Origin of the sequence: Stackebrandtia albiflava (genome assembly GCF_007994225.1) — a bacterium.
Classification (GTDB): domain Bacteria; phylum Actinomycetota; class Actinomycetes; order Mycobacteriales; family Micromonosporaceae; genus Stackebrandtia; species Stackebrandtia albiflava.
This window is the reverse complement of the sequence record NZ_VLLL01000010.1, coordinates 163,153-179,842: the sequence shown is the minus strand read 5'-3', so window position 1 is coordinate 179,842 and position 16,690 is coordinate 163,153. Positions and strand designations below refer to the sequence as shown.

17 protein-coding genes are annotated in these 16,690 nt (G+C 70.8%); 14 read left to right on the top strand and 3 right to left on the bottom strand.

Features of this window, described 5'->3' with window-relative positions; genetic code table 11:
* Nucleotides 1–375 precede the first annotated feature (375 nt).
* Entirely contained in the window at nucleotides 376–1,008 is a 633-nt protein-coding gene (locus LX16_RS24500) for a response regulator (RefSeq protein WP_244615967.1), read from the bottom strand.
* 10 nt (nucleotides 1,009–1,018) lie between these two features.
* The gene (locus tag LX16_RS24495; RefSeq protein WP_158645727.1) at nucleotides 1,019–2,626 is read right to left on the bottom strand and encodes a sensor histidine kinase; all 1,608 of its coding nucleotides are present in this window, start codon (nucleotides 2,624–2,626) and stop codon (nucleotides 1,019–1,021) included.
* A gap of 123 nt (nucleotides 2,627–2,749) precedes the next feature.
* On the opposite strand from LX16_RS24495, the gene LX16_RS24490 reads away from it, so the two are divergent.
* From LX16_RS24490 to LX16_RS24455, 8 genes are all read left to right on the top strand, one after another.
* Nucleotides 2,750–3,472: a 4'-phosphopantetheinyl transferase family protein gene (locus LX16_RS24490; protein ID WP_158645726.1), complete on the top strand. Its 723-nt coding sequence runs from the start codon at nucleotides 2,750–2,752 to the stop codon at nucleotides 3,470–3,472.
* 383 nt (nucleotides 3,473–3,855) lie between these two features.
* Nucleotides 3,856–4,371 carry a hypothetical protein gene (locus LX16_RS24485; protein ID WP_147144091.1) on the top strand — a complete coding sequence of 172 codons (516 nt, stop codon included), beginning with the start codon at nucleotides 3,856–3,858 and terminating at the stop codon, nucleotides 4,369–4,371.
* 161 nt (nucleotides 4,372–4,532) lie between these two features.
* Nucleotides 4,533–4,745 carry a dodecin gene (locus tag LX16_RS24480; RefSeq protein ID WP_147144088.1) on the top strand — a complete coding sequence of 71 codons (213 nt, stop codon included), beginning with the start codon at nucleotides 4,533–4,535 and terminating at the stop codon, nucleotides 4,743–4,745.
* Nucleotides 4,746–4,826: 81 nt separating this feature from the next.
* The gene (locus LX16_RS24475; RefSeq protein ID WP_147144084.1) at nucleotides 4,827–5,402 is read left to right on the top strand and encodes a DUF4291 domain-containing protein; all 576 of its coding nucleotides are present in this window, start codon (nucleotides 4,827–4,829) and stop codon (nucleotides 5,400–5,402) included.
* A gap of 199 nt (nucleotides 5,403–5,601) precedes the next feature.
* The gene (locus LX16_RS24470; protein WP_147144081.1) at nucleotides 5,602–6,759 is read left to right on the top strand and encodes an NAD(P) transhydrogenase subunit alpha; all 1,158 of its coding nucleotides are present in this window, start codon (nucleotides 5,602–5,604) and stop codon (nucleotides 6,757–6,759) included.
* On the top strand, nucleotides 6,756–7,070 hold the full coding sequence (locus LX16_RS24465) for an NAD(P) transhydrogenase subunit alpha part 2 (RefSeq protein ID WP_147144077.1): 315 nt from the start codon (nucleotides 6,756–6,758) through the stop codon (nucleotides 7,068–7,070). The genes LX16_RS24470 and LX16_RS24465 overlap by 4 nt, the downstream gene beginning before the upstream one ends.
* Nucleotides 7,067–8,473, top strand: a complete 1,407-nt coding sequence (locus LX16_RS24460; protein WP_147144074.1) for an NAD(P)(+) transhydrogenase (Re/Si-specific) subunit beta — start codon at nucleotides 7,067–7,069, stop codon at nucleotides 8,471–8,473. The genes LX16_RS24465 and LX16_RS24460 overlap by 4 nt, the downstream gene beginning before the upstream one ends.
* A gap of 115 nt (nucleotides 8,474–8,588) precedes the next feature.
* On the top strand, nucleotides 8,589–10,172 hold the full coding sequence (locus LX16_RS24455; protein WP_147144071.1) for an MFS transporter: 1,584 nt from the start codon (nucleotides 8,589–8,591) through the stop codon (nucleotides 10,170–10,172).
* Here LX16_RS24455 and LX16_RS24450 read toward each other — a convergent pair whose 3' ends face one another.
* Nucleotides 10,173–10,787 carry a mycothiol-dependent nitroreductase Rv2466c family protein gene (locus LX16_RS24450; protein WP_147144068.1) on the bottom strand — a complete coding sequence of 205 codons (615 nt, stop codon included), beginning with the start codon at nucleotides 10,785–10,787 and terminating at the stop codon, nucleotides 10,173–10,175. It abuts the gene before it with no gap.
* A gap of 95 nt (nucleotides 10,788–10,882) precedes the next feature.
* On the opposite strand from LX16_RS24450, the gene LX16_RS24445 reads away from it, so the two are divergent.
* From LX16_RS24445 to LX16_RS24420, 6 genes are all read left to right on the top strand, one after another.
* Nucleotides 10,883–11,785: a universal stress protein gene (locus tag LX16_RS24445; RefSeq protein ID WP_147144065.1), complete on the top strand. Its 903-nt coding sequence runs from the start codon at nucleotides 10,883–10,885 to the stop codon at nucleotides 11,783–11,785.
* Nucleotides 11,786–11,846: 61 nt separating this feature from the next.
* A complete protein-coding gene (locus LX16_RS24440) occupies nucleotides 11,847–12,659 on the top strand; it encodes a hypothetical protein (protein ID WP_147144062.1) in 813 nt (270 codons plus the stop codon).
* Nucleotides 12,660–12,858: 199 nt separating this feature from the next.
* Nucleotides 12,859–13,131: an SCO4225 family membrane protein gene (locus LX16_RS24435; RefSeq protein WP_147144059.1), complete on the top strand. Its 273-nt coding sequence runs from the start codon at nucleotides 12,859–12,861 to the stop codon at nucleotides 13,129–13,131.
* Nucleotides 13,132–13,441: 310 nt separating this feature from the next.
* Entirely contained in the window at nucleotides 13,442–13,939 is a 498-nt protein-coding gene (locus tag LX16_RS24430) for a hypothetical protein (RefSeq protein ID WP_211354748.1), read from the top strand.
* On the top strand, nucleotides 13,939–15,330 hold the full coding sequence (locus LX16_RS24425; protein ID WP_147144057.1) for a hypothetical protein: 1,392 nt from the start codon (nucleotides 13,939–13,941) through the stop codon (nucleotides 15,328–15,330). Before LX16_RS24430 ends, LX16_RS24425 begins: the two co-directional genes overlap by 1 nt.
* Nucleotides 15,327–16,670 (top strand): vWA domain-containing protein, encoded by a 1,344-nt coding sequence (locus LX16_RS24420; protein ID WP_147144054.1) that lies wholly within the window; start codon nucleotides 15,327–15,329, stop codon nucleotides 16,668–16,670. The genes LX16_RS24425 and LX16_RS24420 overlap by 4 nt, the downstream gene beginning before the upstream one ends.
* The last annotated feature ends 20 nt before the right edge of the window (nucleotides 16,671–16,690 follow it).

Genomic DNA, 16,690 nt, shown 5'->3' with positions numbered 1-16,690 from the left:
GCGACGACAAATCGAACTGGCGGGCAAGCTCCACCTTCGTCTCGCCCGCCAGGAACCGGCGAACGACTTCAAGCTTGAACGCAAACGAGAACGACCGCTTCGTCGCCTTGGCCACCAACGCTCCTCTACCGCGCACTTGCCAACGGTGATACAACCGCTTCACCGCCCACTCACTCACCGCCAACCGTGTTGCGACAGAACGTTCACCCCAACCGGCCTCAAACAAACCTATCGCCGCGACTTGCTGCTCCTGCGACAACGAACTCTGTCCAGCCATGACACTGCTCCCCAGAAATCGGAACTGAATTTCTCAGTCCAACTTCAGGGGAGCAGTTCACACGACCGGCCCCTCCTTCGTGCGTTCGTCGTACCGGTTCACGCCAGGCCGTCCACCACTCCCGCCTCGTAGGCCATGATCGCCGCCTGGACCCGGTTGCGCACCGCGAGCCGGGTCAGGATGCCCGACACGTACGCCTTCACCGTGCCCTCCACGACGTGGAGCCGCGACGCGATCTCGGCGTTGGAGAGCCCACCCGCCAGCAGTTCGAGGACCTGTCGTTCCCGCCCGGTGAGTCCCGCGATTCGTTGCCGGGCCTCGGCGGCGCGGCTCATCCGGCCGCCGCCGCGCGCCAGTTCGTTGATCACCCGCCGTGCGACCTGGGGCGACAGGAAGGCGGCGCCCTCGGCCACCGCCCGGATACCGGCGATGAGTTCCCTGGGGTCCCCCGACTTCAGCAGGAACCCGCCGGCGCCGTTGCCGAGCGCCCCCGCGATGTACTCGTCCTCCCCGAAGGTGGTCAACATGATCACGCCGACCTCGGGCGCGAGGCGGCGGATCTCGGCGGCGGCGGCCAGGCCGTCCAGTTTCGGCATCCGGATGTCCAGCAACGCCAGGTCGGGCCGGTGGGCGCGCACCATCTCGACGGCCTCCCGGCCGTCGGCCGCCTCGGCCACCACCTCGATGTCGGGATCGGACGCCAGGATCGCCCGGACCCCGGCCCGGATCATCGCCTCGTCGTCAGCCACTACTATTCGCAAGCCTCTCCATCCTTTCCTCGACGGTGACGACGTCCTTGCTGACGAGCACGTCGTCCACGAAGCACAACTGGTAGACGTCGGAGAAGGTGTCCAGTTCGTTGGCGGAGGGGTGGTAGACGCACTCCATGCCCGCCGGTGTCGCCCACTCCGGCGGGTCGAGCATCTCCACGACCGGCAGTTCCCCGTCGACCTGGCGCCGGGAGTCGCCGATCTCCAGGTCCCGGTACACCGCCGGCGGCAGCACCGAGTAGAACGAGAACAGCAGGTACACCGACACCGACACCAGGCCCAGCACCATGAGCAGGACGATCGGGATCGCGAACACCGTCACCAGCCGCCGCCGGGTCAGCCGGGTCGCCCGGTCGTGTTCCTGGACCGACTCCGACTCGGTCTCCTCGCCGGGGCTGCCGGGTCCCTCGGAGGTGTGGGGCAGTTCCGCGACCACCTCGAACCGGTCGGAGTGCTCGGTGGCCCTGAACCGGCCGCCCGCCAACCGCACCCGCTCGGTGAGGCCCACGAGGCCGCGTCCTCCGCCGATTCCGGCGGACCGCTGGGCGGGCGACGGGTTCGACACGCCGATGCGGGTGCGTTCGGCGTCCATGTCGACGGTCACCGTGACCGGTAGTCCCGGCGCGTGCTTGGCCGCGTTGGTCAGCGCCTCCTGCACGACCCGGTATCCGGCCCTTTCGACCATCTTCGGGACGTCGGAGCCGGTGCCGGTGGAGTGGAGCCGCACGGTCATTCCGGACTCGGCGGTGCGTTCGACCAGGTCGGCGATGCTCTCGTCGGCGGGGACCATGGACGCGGCGTCGGTCTCGTCGCGCAGTAGGCCGATGATCTCGCGGAGCCGTTCGGTGGCGGCGGCGGCGGAACGGCGGAGTTCACCGGCGGCCTGCTGCTGCCTGCCGGGGAGCGCGGCGTCGACTTCGAGGGCGGCGGCGCGCAGCGCGATGAGGCTCAGTTCGTGGCCGAGCGAGTCGTGCATGTCCTCGGCGATGCGGGTGCGTTCCCGGAGTCTGACCTGTTCGGCGACGGCGCGCTGTTCCCTCTCCAACTGCTTCGCGCGTTCCCAACCGCTGGTGGCCAGCAACGCCCGCTGGTACAGGTAGCGGCCCCCCAGCCACGGGAACACGATGGTGAACACCAACACCACTGTCAACATCACGCTGTCGAGCAGTCCGATGCCGAGTATCGGCACCAGCAGCAGCACCATCGCCGACATGGCGCCCAGGTGGACCATGAGCGGGTAGTCGGTGTCGTCGGTGCGGCCGACCAGGTAGCTGAGCACGAACGTGCTGACCAGCATGAACGGCTGCCAGTCGGCGCTCAGTGGCTCCACCGATCCCCAGGTCGCAAGGGTGACCACGGCCAGCAGCGCCCCGATCGGCAACCGCCGCCGCAACCACAGCGCCACCCCGACGCCGATCGCGACGGCCGCGCACTGCCAGAATCCGGCCTCGACGCCGCCGGGCACCGACATGAGCCCGTACGCGGGGAGGGTCAGCACGATCCACCACAGGGCGCCGGTCACGGCACGTCGCCACGGCAGTCGTTGGGACCACGGTTCGGCGGGTGGTGGCGGGGTCACGCCCGCAAACGGTACCGGTGTGGCGGCCCGCCGACCAGCGACGAAAGTAATGGACCGTGGTTGCGAGCCGGGCTCGCGCCTCACGGGCGGGGCGCCGCCCGGGCTGGACGTATGCTTTCGGCGATGTCGACCCCGATACCCCTCGGCGAGTGCCACGTGTGGTCCGCCTCGCCGCGGCCGTTGCCGGGCGTGGAACGCTGGCTGGCTCCGGAGGAGGGTGAACGACGCGCCGCCTACCGGCGGGATGCCGACCGGGACCGGTTCACGGTCGGTTGCGTGGTGACTCGCGTCGTGTTGGCGGCCCACCTGGGTGTGAGCCCCGGCGAGGTGCCGTTGCGTCGCGACTGCCGTTGCGGCAGACCTCACGGACGGCCACGGCTGACCGTCCCGGGGCCGTGCGTGTCGGTGAGTCATTCCGGTGGCCTGGTGCTGGTGGCCGTGTCCACCGCCGGTGAGGTGGGGGTGGACGTGCAGGAGTGCACGCCGGATCCCGGAGTGCCGGTCGAGGCGGTCATGTCGGCGCGGGAGGCGGCGGGGTTCCGGATGACACCGCCGCGCGCCCGGACGGCGGGGTTCTACACGGTGTGGGCGCGCAAGGAGGCGGTGTTGAAGGCCACCGGTGACGGCTTGACGGTTCCGATGCCGCACGCGGAGGTGACCCGCCCGGATCGGGCGGCCGGGGTGCTGCGGTTGGCGCACCGCCCCGATCTGCCGGTCGGATTGTGGGACCTGCCGGTGCCGCCGGGCTACGCCGGCGCGGTCGCGCTGCTACGGCCGACGCCGGTACCGGTCGAGATGCGCGACGCGGACGCCCTGCTCGACCGGTACGTCACGCCCGCCGGGTGACGGCCGGCCCGCTGAACCCGCCGCAGCGCGGGGTCGGCCGGACACGCGGACCGGCGGTCGGTTCCCGGCCGGGTAGGTCGCGGTGAAACGGATCGCGCGCCGCGCGTCCATGGACAGCCGGGAGTAGAAGTGCCGGTCCTCCGGGCGCGGTGTCCATCGTGGCGACGCGCACCCGTTCACCGCCTCGGCCGACGAACCCCCGCAGGTCGGTGAGGCCGGCCCACGTCAGCCATACCGGGTATGGCCGTTTTGTTGACGACTCGGTGAAGCTCGACCCGGCCGGGACGTTCACAGCCGGCACCGCCGTCAGGGTCGCTCCACGCGGTACCGGCGGGGACGTCCCGACGTTCCCGGCACGGCTATCTCCCGGAGGTAACCCCGAAATGTTCAAGACCCGATTCCTCGCGCGGCTGCTCGCCGTGGCGGCGACCGCCCTGGCCGTCGGCTTCGCCACGGCGGGCACGGTCTCCGCCGAACCCGCCACCGACGACGTCGGCGTGACCGTCACGAAGCTGAGCCACAGCGACGCCACCAGCAGATTGCGGGCGGCGGGCATCACCTGGTCGTCCAGTGGCGGCTGCTCCGACCGCAACAACCCCACCTGCACCTCGTTCACCCAGGTGAACCTCACCTCGATACAGGGGATCATCACCCTGAAGGGCGCGAGCGGCTGCGCCATCAACGTGACCGGCGGGACCGAGACCGGGCACGCCTCCGGCACGTACAGCCACTGGAACGGGTACAAGCTCGACACCAGCCTTTCCACCTGCCTGAACAACTACATCCAGGGCTCCTTCACCTACATCGGTGGTTCGAAGTGGCGTTCGGGCTCGGGCAACGTGTACTACAAGGAGGGCAACCACTGGGACATCACGTACTACAACTGCGGTGGTTGCTGACCACTGCGGCGTGACGTCCCGCCCCGGCACCGGCATCGCGTCGGCGCCGGGGCGTCGCCTTGTCACGGAGCGGCCCGTGGGCGGTGAATCGGCGTTATGGTCCCGTGCTCACCGGGTACGTGGGAGGCTCACAGGCGAGTTCGTCTGATGGAGGAGACGTCATGGGAAACACGTACCGGGTGACGGAGATCGTCGGGACCTCTACGCAGTCCTGCGACGACGCGATCCGCGGCGCCATCGCCCGCGCGAACGAGACGCTGCGCAACCTCGACTGGTTCGAGGTCGTCGAGACCCGTGGGCACATCGAGAACGGCGACATCGCGCATTTCCAGGTGACCCTGAAGGTGGGGTTCCGGTTGGAGGAGACCGGCTGAGACTCGGCTCCGGGGCCGGATCCGGTGCCCGGGGCCGAAAACGCCTGGTGATCGTGGGCGCGTCCGTGCCATCATGCCGCGATGACGCCGTTGTATCAGGTCAGGGCGGACTACGACGCCGACTCCATCGTGGTGTATCAGGCGTATCCGTCGGCGATCGCCGACGCGGCACTGCGTCACGGGCGGTTCGTCCCCCCGTTCTCGTTCCAGCGGATGACGTGGATCAAGCCGTCGTTCCGCTGGCTCATGCATCGCAGCAACTGGGGCCGCAAGTCCGGTCAGGAGCGCACGCTGGCGGTGCGGGTCTCCCGGGCGGGTTGGGAGAGCGCCCTGGCGGCGGCGGTGTTGACGACCGGTGAGCCGGATCGGCTCCGGGACGCCCCCGTCCACGTCCAGTGGGATCCCGAGCGCTCCGTCAGGGGCGCGGCGCTCAACCACTACAGCATCCAGGTCGGACTGGGCAGGGCGGTGATCCGCGAGTTCGTCGAGGAGTGGACCGTGGACATCCGGGACCTGACGCCGACGGTGCGGAAGCTGGCCGAGCAGGTCCACGCGGGCGCCGACGTGCGGCGGCGGCTCCCGCCGGAACGGGTCTATCCGGTGCCACCGGAGATCGGTCGTCCACTGTTGATCGAGGGCGGCCGCACCGGCCGTTGAATCCAGTTATCTACATTTGCCGATTGATTTCCCTATCTCAGGTCGCAAAACAGTACAGTCATACCAGTATTCGTCTGATTCGACGACGAAGCCCGGACGCTGACCCCGCGCCGGCGAGCTTCACCGGCGTGCCGCCCAGGACGCCGAGTCACCGTGCCCGGCTCACCAGCCCGATCAGCAGAATGCGAGGTAACGGAGCGTGACAGTCACCACTGTGGGCGTCATCCGAGAACGACATCCCGGCGAGGAACGGGTCGCCCTGACACCGGAGGCGGTGACCCGCCTGACGACGGCCGAGGTCTCCGTCGTCGTGGAGTCCGGGGCGGGCGCCGCCAGTCACCACTCCGACGACGACTACCGGGAGGCGGGCGCCCGCGTGGCGGACACCGCGACGGTGGAGGCGGCCGACGTCCTGTGCGGCGTCAACCCGTTCACGCCGGGCGACCCACGCCCCGGCCAGGTCCTCGTCGGGCTGTTCTCACCGCTGCACCGCGCCGCGCACATGCGACGGCTTCAGGCGGCGGAACTCACCGTCGTGAGCCTGGACCTGTTGCCCCGCAGGCTCAGCCGCGCGCAGAGCATGGACGCCCTCAGTTCGCAGGCCAACCTCGCCGGGTACAAGGCGGTCCTGGTGGCCGCCGACACCTACCGGCGGTACTTCCCGATGCTGACCACCGCCGCCGGGACGTCCTCACCCGCCAACGTCCTGGTCCTGGGAACCGGTGTCGCCGGACTGTCCGCCATCGGCACGGCACGGCGGCTCGGAGCCGTCGTCACCGCCTACGACGTCCGGCCGGAGGCCAGGGGCGAGGTCGAGTCGCTGGGCGCCCGGTTCCTGGAACTGGAGTCGGTGACCGGCGGCGCGGGCGACGGCGGATACGCCCGGCAGCTCACCGACGCCGAACGGCGGGCGCAACAGGACGAGTTGACCGCCCGGCTGTCCCGGTTCGACGTCGTCATCACCACCGCGAAGGTGCCCGGCCGGGTACCGCCGACCCTGGTCACCGAAGCCGGCCTGGCCTCGCTGCGGCCCGGTTCCGTGGTCGTCGACATGGCCGCCGGTGAACTCGGCGGCAACGTCGCCACCTCACGCCCGGACGAACGATTCGTCACCGAGGGCGGCGTCACCGTCATCGGCGCGGGCGACCTGCCCGCCCGGATGGGGCCGGCCGCCTCCGCCGGGTACGCCCGCAACATCAGCGCCGTCCTGCGGCACCTGCTCGTCGACGGGCGCGTCCACATCGACCCCGACGACGAGATCACCGGACAGATCACCGTCACCCACCGCGGCGAACCCGTCAGCCCCCTCACCGCCGACCAGCTCACCGCCGACGCCACCGTGGGAGGAAACACATGACCCTCGACCTGCTCACCGCCGTCACCGTGTTCGTCCTGGGCATCCTGGTCGGATTCGAGGTGATCAGCAAGGTGCCCGCGACCCTGCACACCCCGTTGATGTCGGGCGCCAACTCCATCCACGGCATCGTCGTGATCGGCGCGATGCTCATCACCGCCACCGCGGACGGCCCGTTCGGGTACGTCCTGGCGTTCGTCGCCGTCGCGTTCGGCGCCATGAACGTCGTCGGCGGTTACGTCGTCACCGACCGGATGCTGCACATGTTCCGCGCCAAACCCACCGTCCCGTCCGCGAAGGGAGGCGCGTCGTGACCGTCACCGAGACCGTGATCCGTTACGTCTTCCTCGCCGCCGCGGCCTGCCTCGTACTCGGGCTACATCTGATGAACTCCCCCGCGACCGCGCGGCGCGGCAACCTCGTGTCGGCCGCCGCGATGAGCGTCGCGATCGTGGCCACCGGTGTGCTCATCGCCGAGAAGGGCGCCATCACCACCACCGGGTGGGTCGTGTTGCTGTCGGGCCTGGCGGTCGGTTCGCTCGCCGGGCTGTACTTCGCCCGCACGGTCGCGATGACGGCGATGCCGCAACTGGTGAGCCTGTTCAACGCCGTCGGAGGCGGGGCCGCGGTACTCCTGGCGGTCGAACACCTCCGGCAGGCCGACGCCGGCCACGTGACGGCGGCGGTGTCCATACCGGCCGGCCTGGACGTCCTCATCGGTGCGGTCACCTTCACCGGTTCGCTGGTGGCGGCGGGCAAGCTCCAGGGACTCATCCCGGGCCGGCCGCTGGTGTTCCCCGGCGCGCGGCTCGTCAACGCCGGGCTCGGCGTGGTCTTCGCCGGTTCCGTCGTGTGGCTGGTGCTGGCACCGCTCCACCCCGCGCCGATGCTGGTGTTGGCGGCCGCCGCCCTGGTGTTCGGGGTGACCATGGTCCTGCCGATCGGTGGCGCGGACATGCCGGTGGTGATCTCGCTGCTGAACGCGTTCACGGGGACGGCCGTCGCCATGGCGGGTTTCGTGCTGGGCGAGACCACCCTGATCGTGGCGGGCGCGCTGGTCGGCGCGTCCGGGGCGATCCTCACCAAGCTCATGGCCGACGCCATGAACCGCTCGATCGGCAACATCATCGTCGGTGGCTTCGGCACCGGAGACGAGCAGGCGGGGCCGGGCGGCGAATCGGCGCCGGTGCGCCCGGTGTCGGTGGACGACGTCGCTCTCCAGCTCGCGTACGCCCGCAAGGTCGTGGTCGTGCCCGGGTACGGCCTGGCCGCCGCGCAGGCACAGCACGAGCTCGCCGGGCTGGCGGAGCTCCTGGAGGGACACGGCGTGTCGGTGACCTACGCGATCCACCCCGTGGCGGGCCGGATGCCCGGACACATGAACGTACTGCTCGCCGAGGCGAACGTGCCCTATCCGGCGTTGCGGGAGATGGAGGACGTCAACCCGGAGTTCCCGCAGGTGGACGTGGCGCTGGTCATCGGCGCCAACGACGTCACCAACCCGGCGGCCCGGCGACCCGGCAACCCCATCTCGGGAATGCCCATCCTGGACGTCGACAAGGCGCGGAACGTCGTGGTGATCAAGCGATCGATGGGACACGGGTACGCCGGAATGGACAACGAGCTGTACTCGGCGCCCCAGACCGGCATGTACTTCACCGACGCCAAGCAGGGCCTGGTGGCGTTGACGGCGGCGGTGCGGACCTTCGTCGGCTGACCGCTTCTCGTCGCCGCCGAGGCCGGGGACCGACGTCGCACCGGCCGGATGACGTCGATGCCCCGGTCCTCGGCCACGGGAAGGGGGCGACTCGGGGGCCTCTTAGGATCGGTCCATGCCGGACACCCCCGCCCTCACCGCCTCCCGGTTGCGCAGGGCGACCGTCAGTGCCACCCTCACCGCGGGTGCCATCGAGGTCGTCGACTTCCTCCTACCGCTGTACGCGGGTGCCGCGCTGGAACTGCCCGCCGGTCAGGTCGGCGTGCTCATGGCCGCCGAGATCGGCGTGTCCCTGCTGGTGCGGCCGTTCGCCGGTGTCCTGTCCGACCGGCACGACCGGCGGCTGGTCGCCGGCATCGGCGCGGCGCTGTACGCCCTGGCGTGCCTGGGTTTCGCCGTCTCGACGACGTTGTCGGCCGCGATGGCGGCCTCCGCGGTCGCGGGTGCGGCGGGTGCGCTGCTGTGGGTGGCGCTGCGCGCGATGGCGGCCGAACGCCTCCCCCACGACTCCGGGGCGTTGGCCGCCCTGGTGGCGGCGGAGTCCACCGGCGGCTGGCTGGTGTTCGTCCCGGCGTTGAGCCTGCTGGCGGTGATCGACTACCGGGGCGTCTTCGTCGGTCTGGCCGCGTGTTGCGTGGTCGCGGCGGGGTGGCTGTTCACCGGTCCCCGTTCGGCCCCCGAGTCCGACGAGGACGGCGGCGGCCTCGGCGCGGTCGGCCGTCGCCTGCGCCCGATGCTGCTGGCCGTCGTCGCCACGATGGCCGCCGAGGCCGCGATCGGACTGCTCATCCTGCTGCACCTGCAGCGCGGTCATCACATGGAACCGCTCCAGATCGCGTACGTGTTCCTTCCCGGCGCGATCGTGATGGGCGTACTCCCCGAGTACCTGCACCGGTGGGTCGTGCGGTGGGGGCGGCGACGGATGCTGGCCGCCGCCTCGCTCGCCAGCGCCGGTTTCGCGGCCGGGTTGGCCGCCGCGCCCGGGCCGTTCGTGATCGCGGCGCTGTGGGTGGCCGCCGCCGCGGCCTGGTCGATCGTGATCCCGGTGCAGCAGGCGGTGGTGGCAGAGGCCTCCGGGCGGCACCGGCTCGGCCGGGGCCTCGGCCTGTACGAGGCGGCGTGCCTGGCGGGCGGGCTACTGGGCACGGTGGGGGCCGGTTGCCTCTACCAGGCGGGCTCGTGGCAGTGGGGTTGCCTGGTGGCGGCCGGGGTGATCCTGTCGGGGGCTGTCGTCGTCCCGACCGCCGTCCGGCGGCTCGGCGTGGTCGACCGCCCGGCGGCACCGGAACCGGCCGACGTCCCGCCGCCGGTGTCGCCCGGCACGACCGCGCCGACACCGGTCGTGGCGGGCGGTACCGGCCCGGCGGACGACCCCGGGACCGGTGCCTCGGCCGGCACGGACGCCTCCCCGGCCTCGGTGGATTCGCCGGCGAAGTCCCGCCGGGAACTGTGGCGCGACCTCGCCCGGCACACCGGACTCTTCGGCGTCGTCACCGTGGTCGTGACGTGGCTGGCGTGGCCGCCGACCCCGGCGATGCTCGGCATCGGACCGGAGTCGCGGGGGATCCTGGAGGCGTTCCAGGCCGTCGGTGAGGACCCGGTGGCCGTGGTGGTGGCCGCCTGGCGGATCTGGCTGGTCATCTGGGTCATCGACCTGCTGTGGACGTCGTGGCGGGCGGTCACGACTCCGAGGCGGTGATCAGGCCGACGTCGGCTGCGGCGGCTCCGGCGGCGGTCCCTTCAGCTCGGCGAAGCCCGGCGTGCCCGCGACCTCCACGACCGCGTCCCACAACCGGCCGGCGGCCTCGCCGTGGGGGCTGCGTGAGATGACCGGCCCGAAGAACGCCACCCGGGTGCCGTCCGGTCGCTCGGTCGCGACGATCGGAGTGCCGACGTGGTCCCCGACCAGGCCGATTCCGGCGGCGTGCGACCGCCGGACGGCCGCGTCGTACCGTTCCGAGGTGCCCGCCTCGGCCAGCTCGACCGGTAGGCCCGCCTCGGCGAGCGCGGTGGGTATCACGTCGGGGTCCCACTCGCCTCCCTCGTGGAGCCGCCTGCCGAGCGCGGTGTAGAAGTCGCCTAGACCGCGCTGCCCGTGGTCGTGGGCGACGGCCGCGCAGATCCGCACCGGCATCCACAGGTAGCCCTCGGTGTCGCCTTCGGGGTCCACCTCGCGGTGCTCGTTGAGGACCGACAGGCTCATCACGTGCCACCGCAACTCGACGGGCCGCACCTGCGTGACCTCCACGAGCCACCTGGACGTGACCCAGGTGTACGGGCAGGAGGGATCGAACCAGAGATCGACCGGCTGCATCCCCACAGGATAACCGTCGTCGCCCGGCTCCCCCGCAAACCGGCTCCCCGGGACGGCGGTTGGCCGTAAGCTCCCGCGTAGAAGGAGGTACGGCCATGAGGGGACCGGTGACCGTCGGCTACGACGGCTCCGACGAGAGCCGTTTCGCGGTGAGGTTCGCCGCCGGCGAGGCCCGGTTGCGCGAGTGCCCGCTGCACATCGTGTACGCGTCGCCCATCCCGTTGGCGGGCGGCCGGCACTTCTCGGGCGCGACCTGGTACGAGTCGGGCACCGTGCGGGAGGCGATCCAGGAGATGATGGACGAGATCGTCGAGGTCACCTCCCGGGAGACGTCCGGTGTGGACGTGCGCGGCGAGGTCGTGGACTCCATGACGACCGGCGGGACCATGATCGAGCGCTCCCGGGAGTCGTCGGTGGTGGTGTTGGGCAGCCGTGGCCGGGGCGGGTTCACCGGCCTGCTGCTGGGTTCCACCAGCGCCCAGGTCGCGGCGCACGCCCACTGCCCGGTCGTCATCACGCGGCGACCGCCGGAGCAGGACACTCCGCAGGCGGGCCGGGTCGTCGTGGGCGTCGACGACTCACCACTGTCGCAGGCGGCCCTGCGGTTCGGGTTCGAGTCCGCGGCGTTGCGTGACGCGGACCTGGTGGCGGTCCGGGTGTGGCAGTACGAGATCCCCACGATCGACGCGGCGGCCGTGCCGATCGCCTTCGACCAGGAGTACACCGAGGAGCGGGAGAAGGCGAACCTGTCGGAGGCGTTGGCGGGTTGGCGGCAGGAGTACCCGCAGGTGACGGTCATCCCGACGCTGGTCAACGGAGACCCGCGCCGCAGGCTGCTGGAGGCGGCGCAGGGCGCGGCGGTGCTCGTGGTGGCGTCACGTGGCCGGGGCGGGTTCGCCAGTCTCGTTCTGGGGTCCACCAGTCACGCCGTCGTGCAGCACGCCGAGGTGCCGGTGGCGGTGGTGAGCCCGCACGTGTACGAGTCCGCCGCCGAGTGACGGCGGCTGCCGGCTTCGATCGGAGGACGCCGATTCGCCTCGCGGGTGCATGATGTCGGGCATGTGTGTGAGCCTGGGGCCGGCCGAATTCACGAGCACGATCGCGTTCGCGGGGATCCGCAACCACCCGGAGCACGGCCTCGTGCACCTGCTCGGATACCAGAACGTCGTCACCGATCTGGGCGAGGGCGGGAACGCGATGGTGCTGCACGTCCCCGCGTGGGAGTTGACCCCGACGCACTTCCTGCCGGTGACGGGCTACCCGGATCTGCTGGAGCGCATGGCCATGGCGGTTCCGCAGGTGCCCTATCCCGGCGAGGTGGACTGGATGACGATGTCGGGCGACGAACCCACCGTCTTCCCCTACGGCGCCTACACCGTGGTGGTCGCCCCCGACCCGACTCGGATCCCGGGCGCCCTCGAACGGGTGCCTCCGGGGCGACGCCCCCGGCTGTCACCGGACCTGTGGCGGTTCTACGCCGACGTGTTCCCCGATCACGTGGTGGTGCTGTGCTGCTTCGACAACCGGGAACCGGTGACGGCCCATCCGGTGTTGTTCTGGTACGCGCCGCTGGAACCGGACGTGGTGACGATTCCCGGGGTCGACTGCCACACCGGCGACGCGCCGGACCTCTCCACGTCGGTCGCGCGCGACCACGTACTGGCGTTCGGCCACGTCGACGGCCCACCGGGCCGCGGTGTGGCGGTCCGGCACCCGCGGAAACTGCGGCGGAAACTGCGGGAGTGGCTGCCGACCGAGGTGACCGGGGTGCACCTGCCGCCGGACACCATGACCGCCAACGGGGACTTCCGGCTGGCCCGTGAGTCGTTGACGGCGGGCCGCGTCGAGGACCTGGAGATCGGTTGCGGTTGAGCCGCCACGGGCGTGGCTGCTCCATCCGACCCGTCGCCGGTTCGGGGACCGCCGTCAACGCCCGATCCCGTGTATCCCCGGAACTGAGCGACACACACGTACGCTGGGTGCCCGACGGGCCGCCATTCCACCGGAGGGCCGTTCCGCACCCCACCGAGTCGCGCGGTCTCCGAGCGACGTGACAGCCGAGGACCCGGGAATGTCGACGAACCGATCGCTCACCCACCGCGTCTGGTTCTGGATCGCCGTGGCGTACACGGCGGTGTTCGCCACGGCGTCGGCGTTCACGCTGTTCGCCATGTTCACCGACGGTTCCGGGCTGGGAGCGGTGTGGCTCATCGTGTCGGCGTTGCCGTCGTCGCTGCTGACCACGTGGCTGCCGGTGACGGGGCCGGCCGCCTGGGCGGTGGTCACGGCGGGCGGTCTGCTCCAGGCGGCGCTGCTGTGGTGGGTGGCGCTGCGCCGCCGCTGACCACCTCCGTTCCCCCTTTTACCGCCTTGGGTGGTCTGAGGCCCGCCTTGGGTGGTCTGAGGCCCGCCGAAATTCGGACATTGAGGCCTATTCGAGGCACGTCGATCGGCCCCCGGCCACCCAAGGCGATACGAAGGCAGCTAAGGCCATAATGGACTGTCCTTGATGGTGGGTTGCGGTGGCACCGGCGGCTCGGTCGGAACTGTCGCACCGGCACTGTATAAAAAACCTCGATCGAACGATTCCCCGTTTTCCGGTGGGCGTCACCTGCGGTGACGTCCACGTGTCGTTTTGTTTGGAGGTCACAGCGGTGAACCCGGAACCTGACGAGTTCAGCCGACGCAGCGTGACCCGTGTCGTTCCGCCCGTCAACCCCCGCAAACTGGCCAAGGTGCCGTTCGTGGAGTTGGCGGACGGCAGGCTGCAGGGCGTCGTGTCCAGCGGCTCTGACATCGCACGGGTGTACGTGTCGTCCATCGTGGCGGACTCGCACGAGTTCAGTTGCAGCACCAACAACAACCGCCCCTGCGGCGGTCTCGGATCCCGTCCGTGCAAGCACCTCCAGTCGATGGTGGCCGAGGCGGTCGTCCAGTACGGCTACGCGCGGGTGGTGCGGTTCCTGCGCGTGGAGGCGCCCGCCGACGGCACCGCGACCGACATCGTCCACGGCCTCAAGGGCGGCCCGCGGCGCGCCCAGGTCGCCGAGGTGTTCACCCGGTTCCTGCGCCACCTGGCGTACCTGGAGCAGCCTGGCACCAACGAACCACTCCCCGACATGCAGTGGTTCCCGGCGATGGGAGCCCGCTGATGCAACCGGCCGCCATCGCACCGCTCCTGAACGAGCCGCCCGCCGGAGTGACCGAGACCGTCACCCTGATCGGCGACTTCGACGAATACCTCACCCAGGGCTTCGCCCGCCCCGACGCCCGCCGCGCGGACGTCCTCGACGGCGTCGTCGCCGGCCTGGCGGGCACCCCGCTGGGACGACCGGTCGCCGAGGCCGTCGCCAAACTGACCAGCGGCCCCATCGGTTTCGAGCAGTTGTCGGTACTCGCGGGCGCCCGGGCGGCCCTGTGGGGTGCCGTTCACGACGCCCTGTCGGCGCAGGCCGACGAGGCCGCCGGCCGCCGGCGTCCCGACTGGCCGGACATCACCGTCGCGCACTCCGCCGATACACCGATCAGCGCGGTGACCGCGGCCCGCTCCTGGCTGAACGACCTGGCGGTGCTGGGCTGGAACGGTCTCGACCACGAGGTCGTATCGGCGGTGAACCAGCCGGTGGAGACGCTGCTCGCGTCCCCGGAGCACCGCAGGCTCGGGCTGCTGCTGGACGGTTTCGCCGCCGAACTGCGCGCCTGCCTGCCCATCGCCACGTTGGAGCGGATCCCGACCCGCCGGTGGGCGGACCTGTGGACGCGGGCGGTACTGCTCGCCTCCGGCCACCCGGCGGCCGAGGCCGGCACCGTGACGGGCCGGTTCCTGCCGCTGGGCACCGAGATCCTGGAGCACGGCACGGTCTTCCAGGTCCGGGTGCACGGCCTGCTGGAGACGAAGGACGGCCCGCCCATCCAGGTGAGGGCGTCGGTGGCGGCCTCCAAGGTGGACACGATCCTGGGTCCGGCCTGCTGGCGGCTGTTGAGCGCGCACGGCGTCCTGTTGACCGCGTTGGCGGAGCACCGCGCGGTGACACTGACCGACATGCCGATCCTCCCCGGCGGCGAGTTGCTGTGGGACGAGGACCACGCGGCGATCGGTGACGAGGCCGATCCGTTCGCGACCGCGCGGGTGCGGTTGGCGGAGTCGGTGCCGGCCGCGGTGCCGCCGCTGGAACGGCATCCGGTCGCGTTGGCGCACCCGGTGTTCCTGGAGGGCTACAAGGTCGGCGGCGACGAACGGCACCCGGTCGTGTTCGAGTTGGGCGACGTGTCGCTTCCGGTGGCGGTCGACCGCCTGCCGGATTCCGGCCCGCTCAACGGAAAGCTGGTCAGCGGCTCGGCGGCGTGCATCGGCCTGCTGCGCTGGGACGGGGAGTGGCTGCTGCAACCGCTGGCGGTGCTCGCCAAGCGCAAGGGCACGGCAGTCCATACCGGAGACTGGGCCAAGGGTCCGACGGATCCCAAGGCGCAGAAGGCGGAGGCCAAGGCCGCCGAGTCGGTGAACGTGCTGCGGGAACGGGCGGGACGGTTGTTGCGCAAATGACCGAGTCAGCGATCAATCCGGCCGAGAACCGGCGGCAGGTGCTGTACTGGCGGCTGCTGTCACGGGTGTTCGCCGCCGACGAGCAGGCCGGCCTGGAGTCGGCCAGTGTGTCCATCGTGGAGGACATCGGGCTTCCCGCCGCACTATTGAACCCGACGGTCACCGTGAACACGCTGGTACAGCGGTTCCCCGAGCTGGCCGAGGAGTTCGACGGCATGATCTCACTGTCGGCGGAGTCCTCCGGGCAGGCCGCCGAGGCCGATCCGGCGCCGGTCGGCGACGAGGAGGTGCGCCGGGCGGCGCTGGTGTCGAAACTGCTGCTCAACGTGTTCGCCACCGGTTCGGGTGACGTGAGCGCGACGCAGTTGGCGGCCTGGCAGTCCGACTCCGAGTGGTTCCAGCGGGCGCTCGGCGTCGAGCCGGGCGGCCTGCGCGCCACGCCCGGCGGCGAGGAACTGGCGGGCGTGCTCGCCGGGCTGGAGGGCGACCTCGTCAGGCGGATGCGACTGCGGGAGGTCCTGGCCGACCCGGCGCTGGCCGCCGGTCTCACTCCGAGCATGTCGCTCATCGAGCAGTTGTTGCGCGACAAGAACAACCTGTCCGGTGTCGCGCTGGCCAACGCCAAGAAGCTGATCCGCCGCTTCGTCGACGAGGTCGCCGAGGTGCTGCGCACCCAGGTGGAGAAGACCAGCGTCGGCACGATCGACCGTTCGGTGCCGCCCAAGCGGGTGTTCCGCAACCTCGACATCGACCGCACCATCTGGAAGAACCTGACGAACTGGAACGCCGAGGACCAGCGGCTCTACGTCGACCAGCTGTTCTACCACCACACCGCCCGTCGCACCACCCCGGCGAAGCTCATCGTGGTGGTGGACCAGTCCGGGTCCATGGTGGACTCCATGGTCAACTGTACGATCCTGGCCTCGATCTTCACGGGCCTGCCGAAGGTCGACGTCCACCTGGTCGCCTACGACACCCGTGCGGTGGACCTGACGCCGTGGGTCCACGACCCGTTCGAGACGCTGTTGCACACCAACCTGGGCGGCGGCACCGACGGCACCGTGGCGCTGGAACTGGCACGCCCGAAGATCACCGACCCCCGCAACACCGTCGTGGTGTGGATCTCCGACTTCTACGAGTGGAAGTCCGCGGAGGTGTTCAGCGGCCTGGAGGCGATCCACCGCTCGGGCGCCCGGCTCATCCCGGTCGGGTCGGTCACCAGCGGCGGCCAGCAGTTCGTCAACCCGTGGTTCCGGGAACGGTTCAAGGCCATGGGAACCCCGGTCCTGTCGGGCAAGATCCAGAAACTCGTCTTCGAGCTCAAGAAGTTCCTCGCGTGACGGCCGTCGCGTCGCCCCGC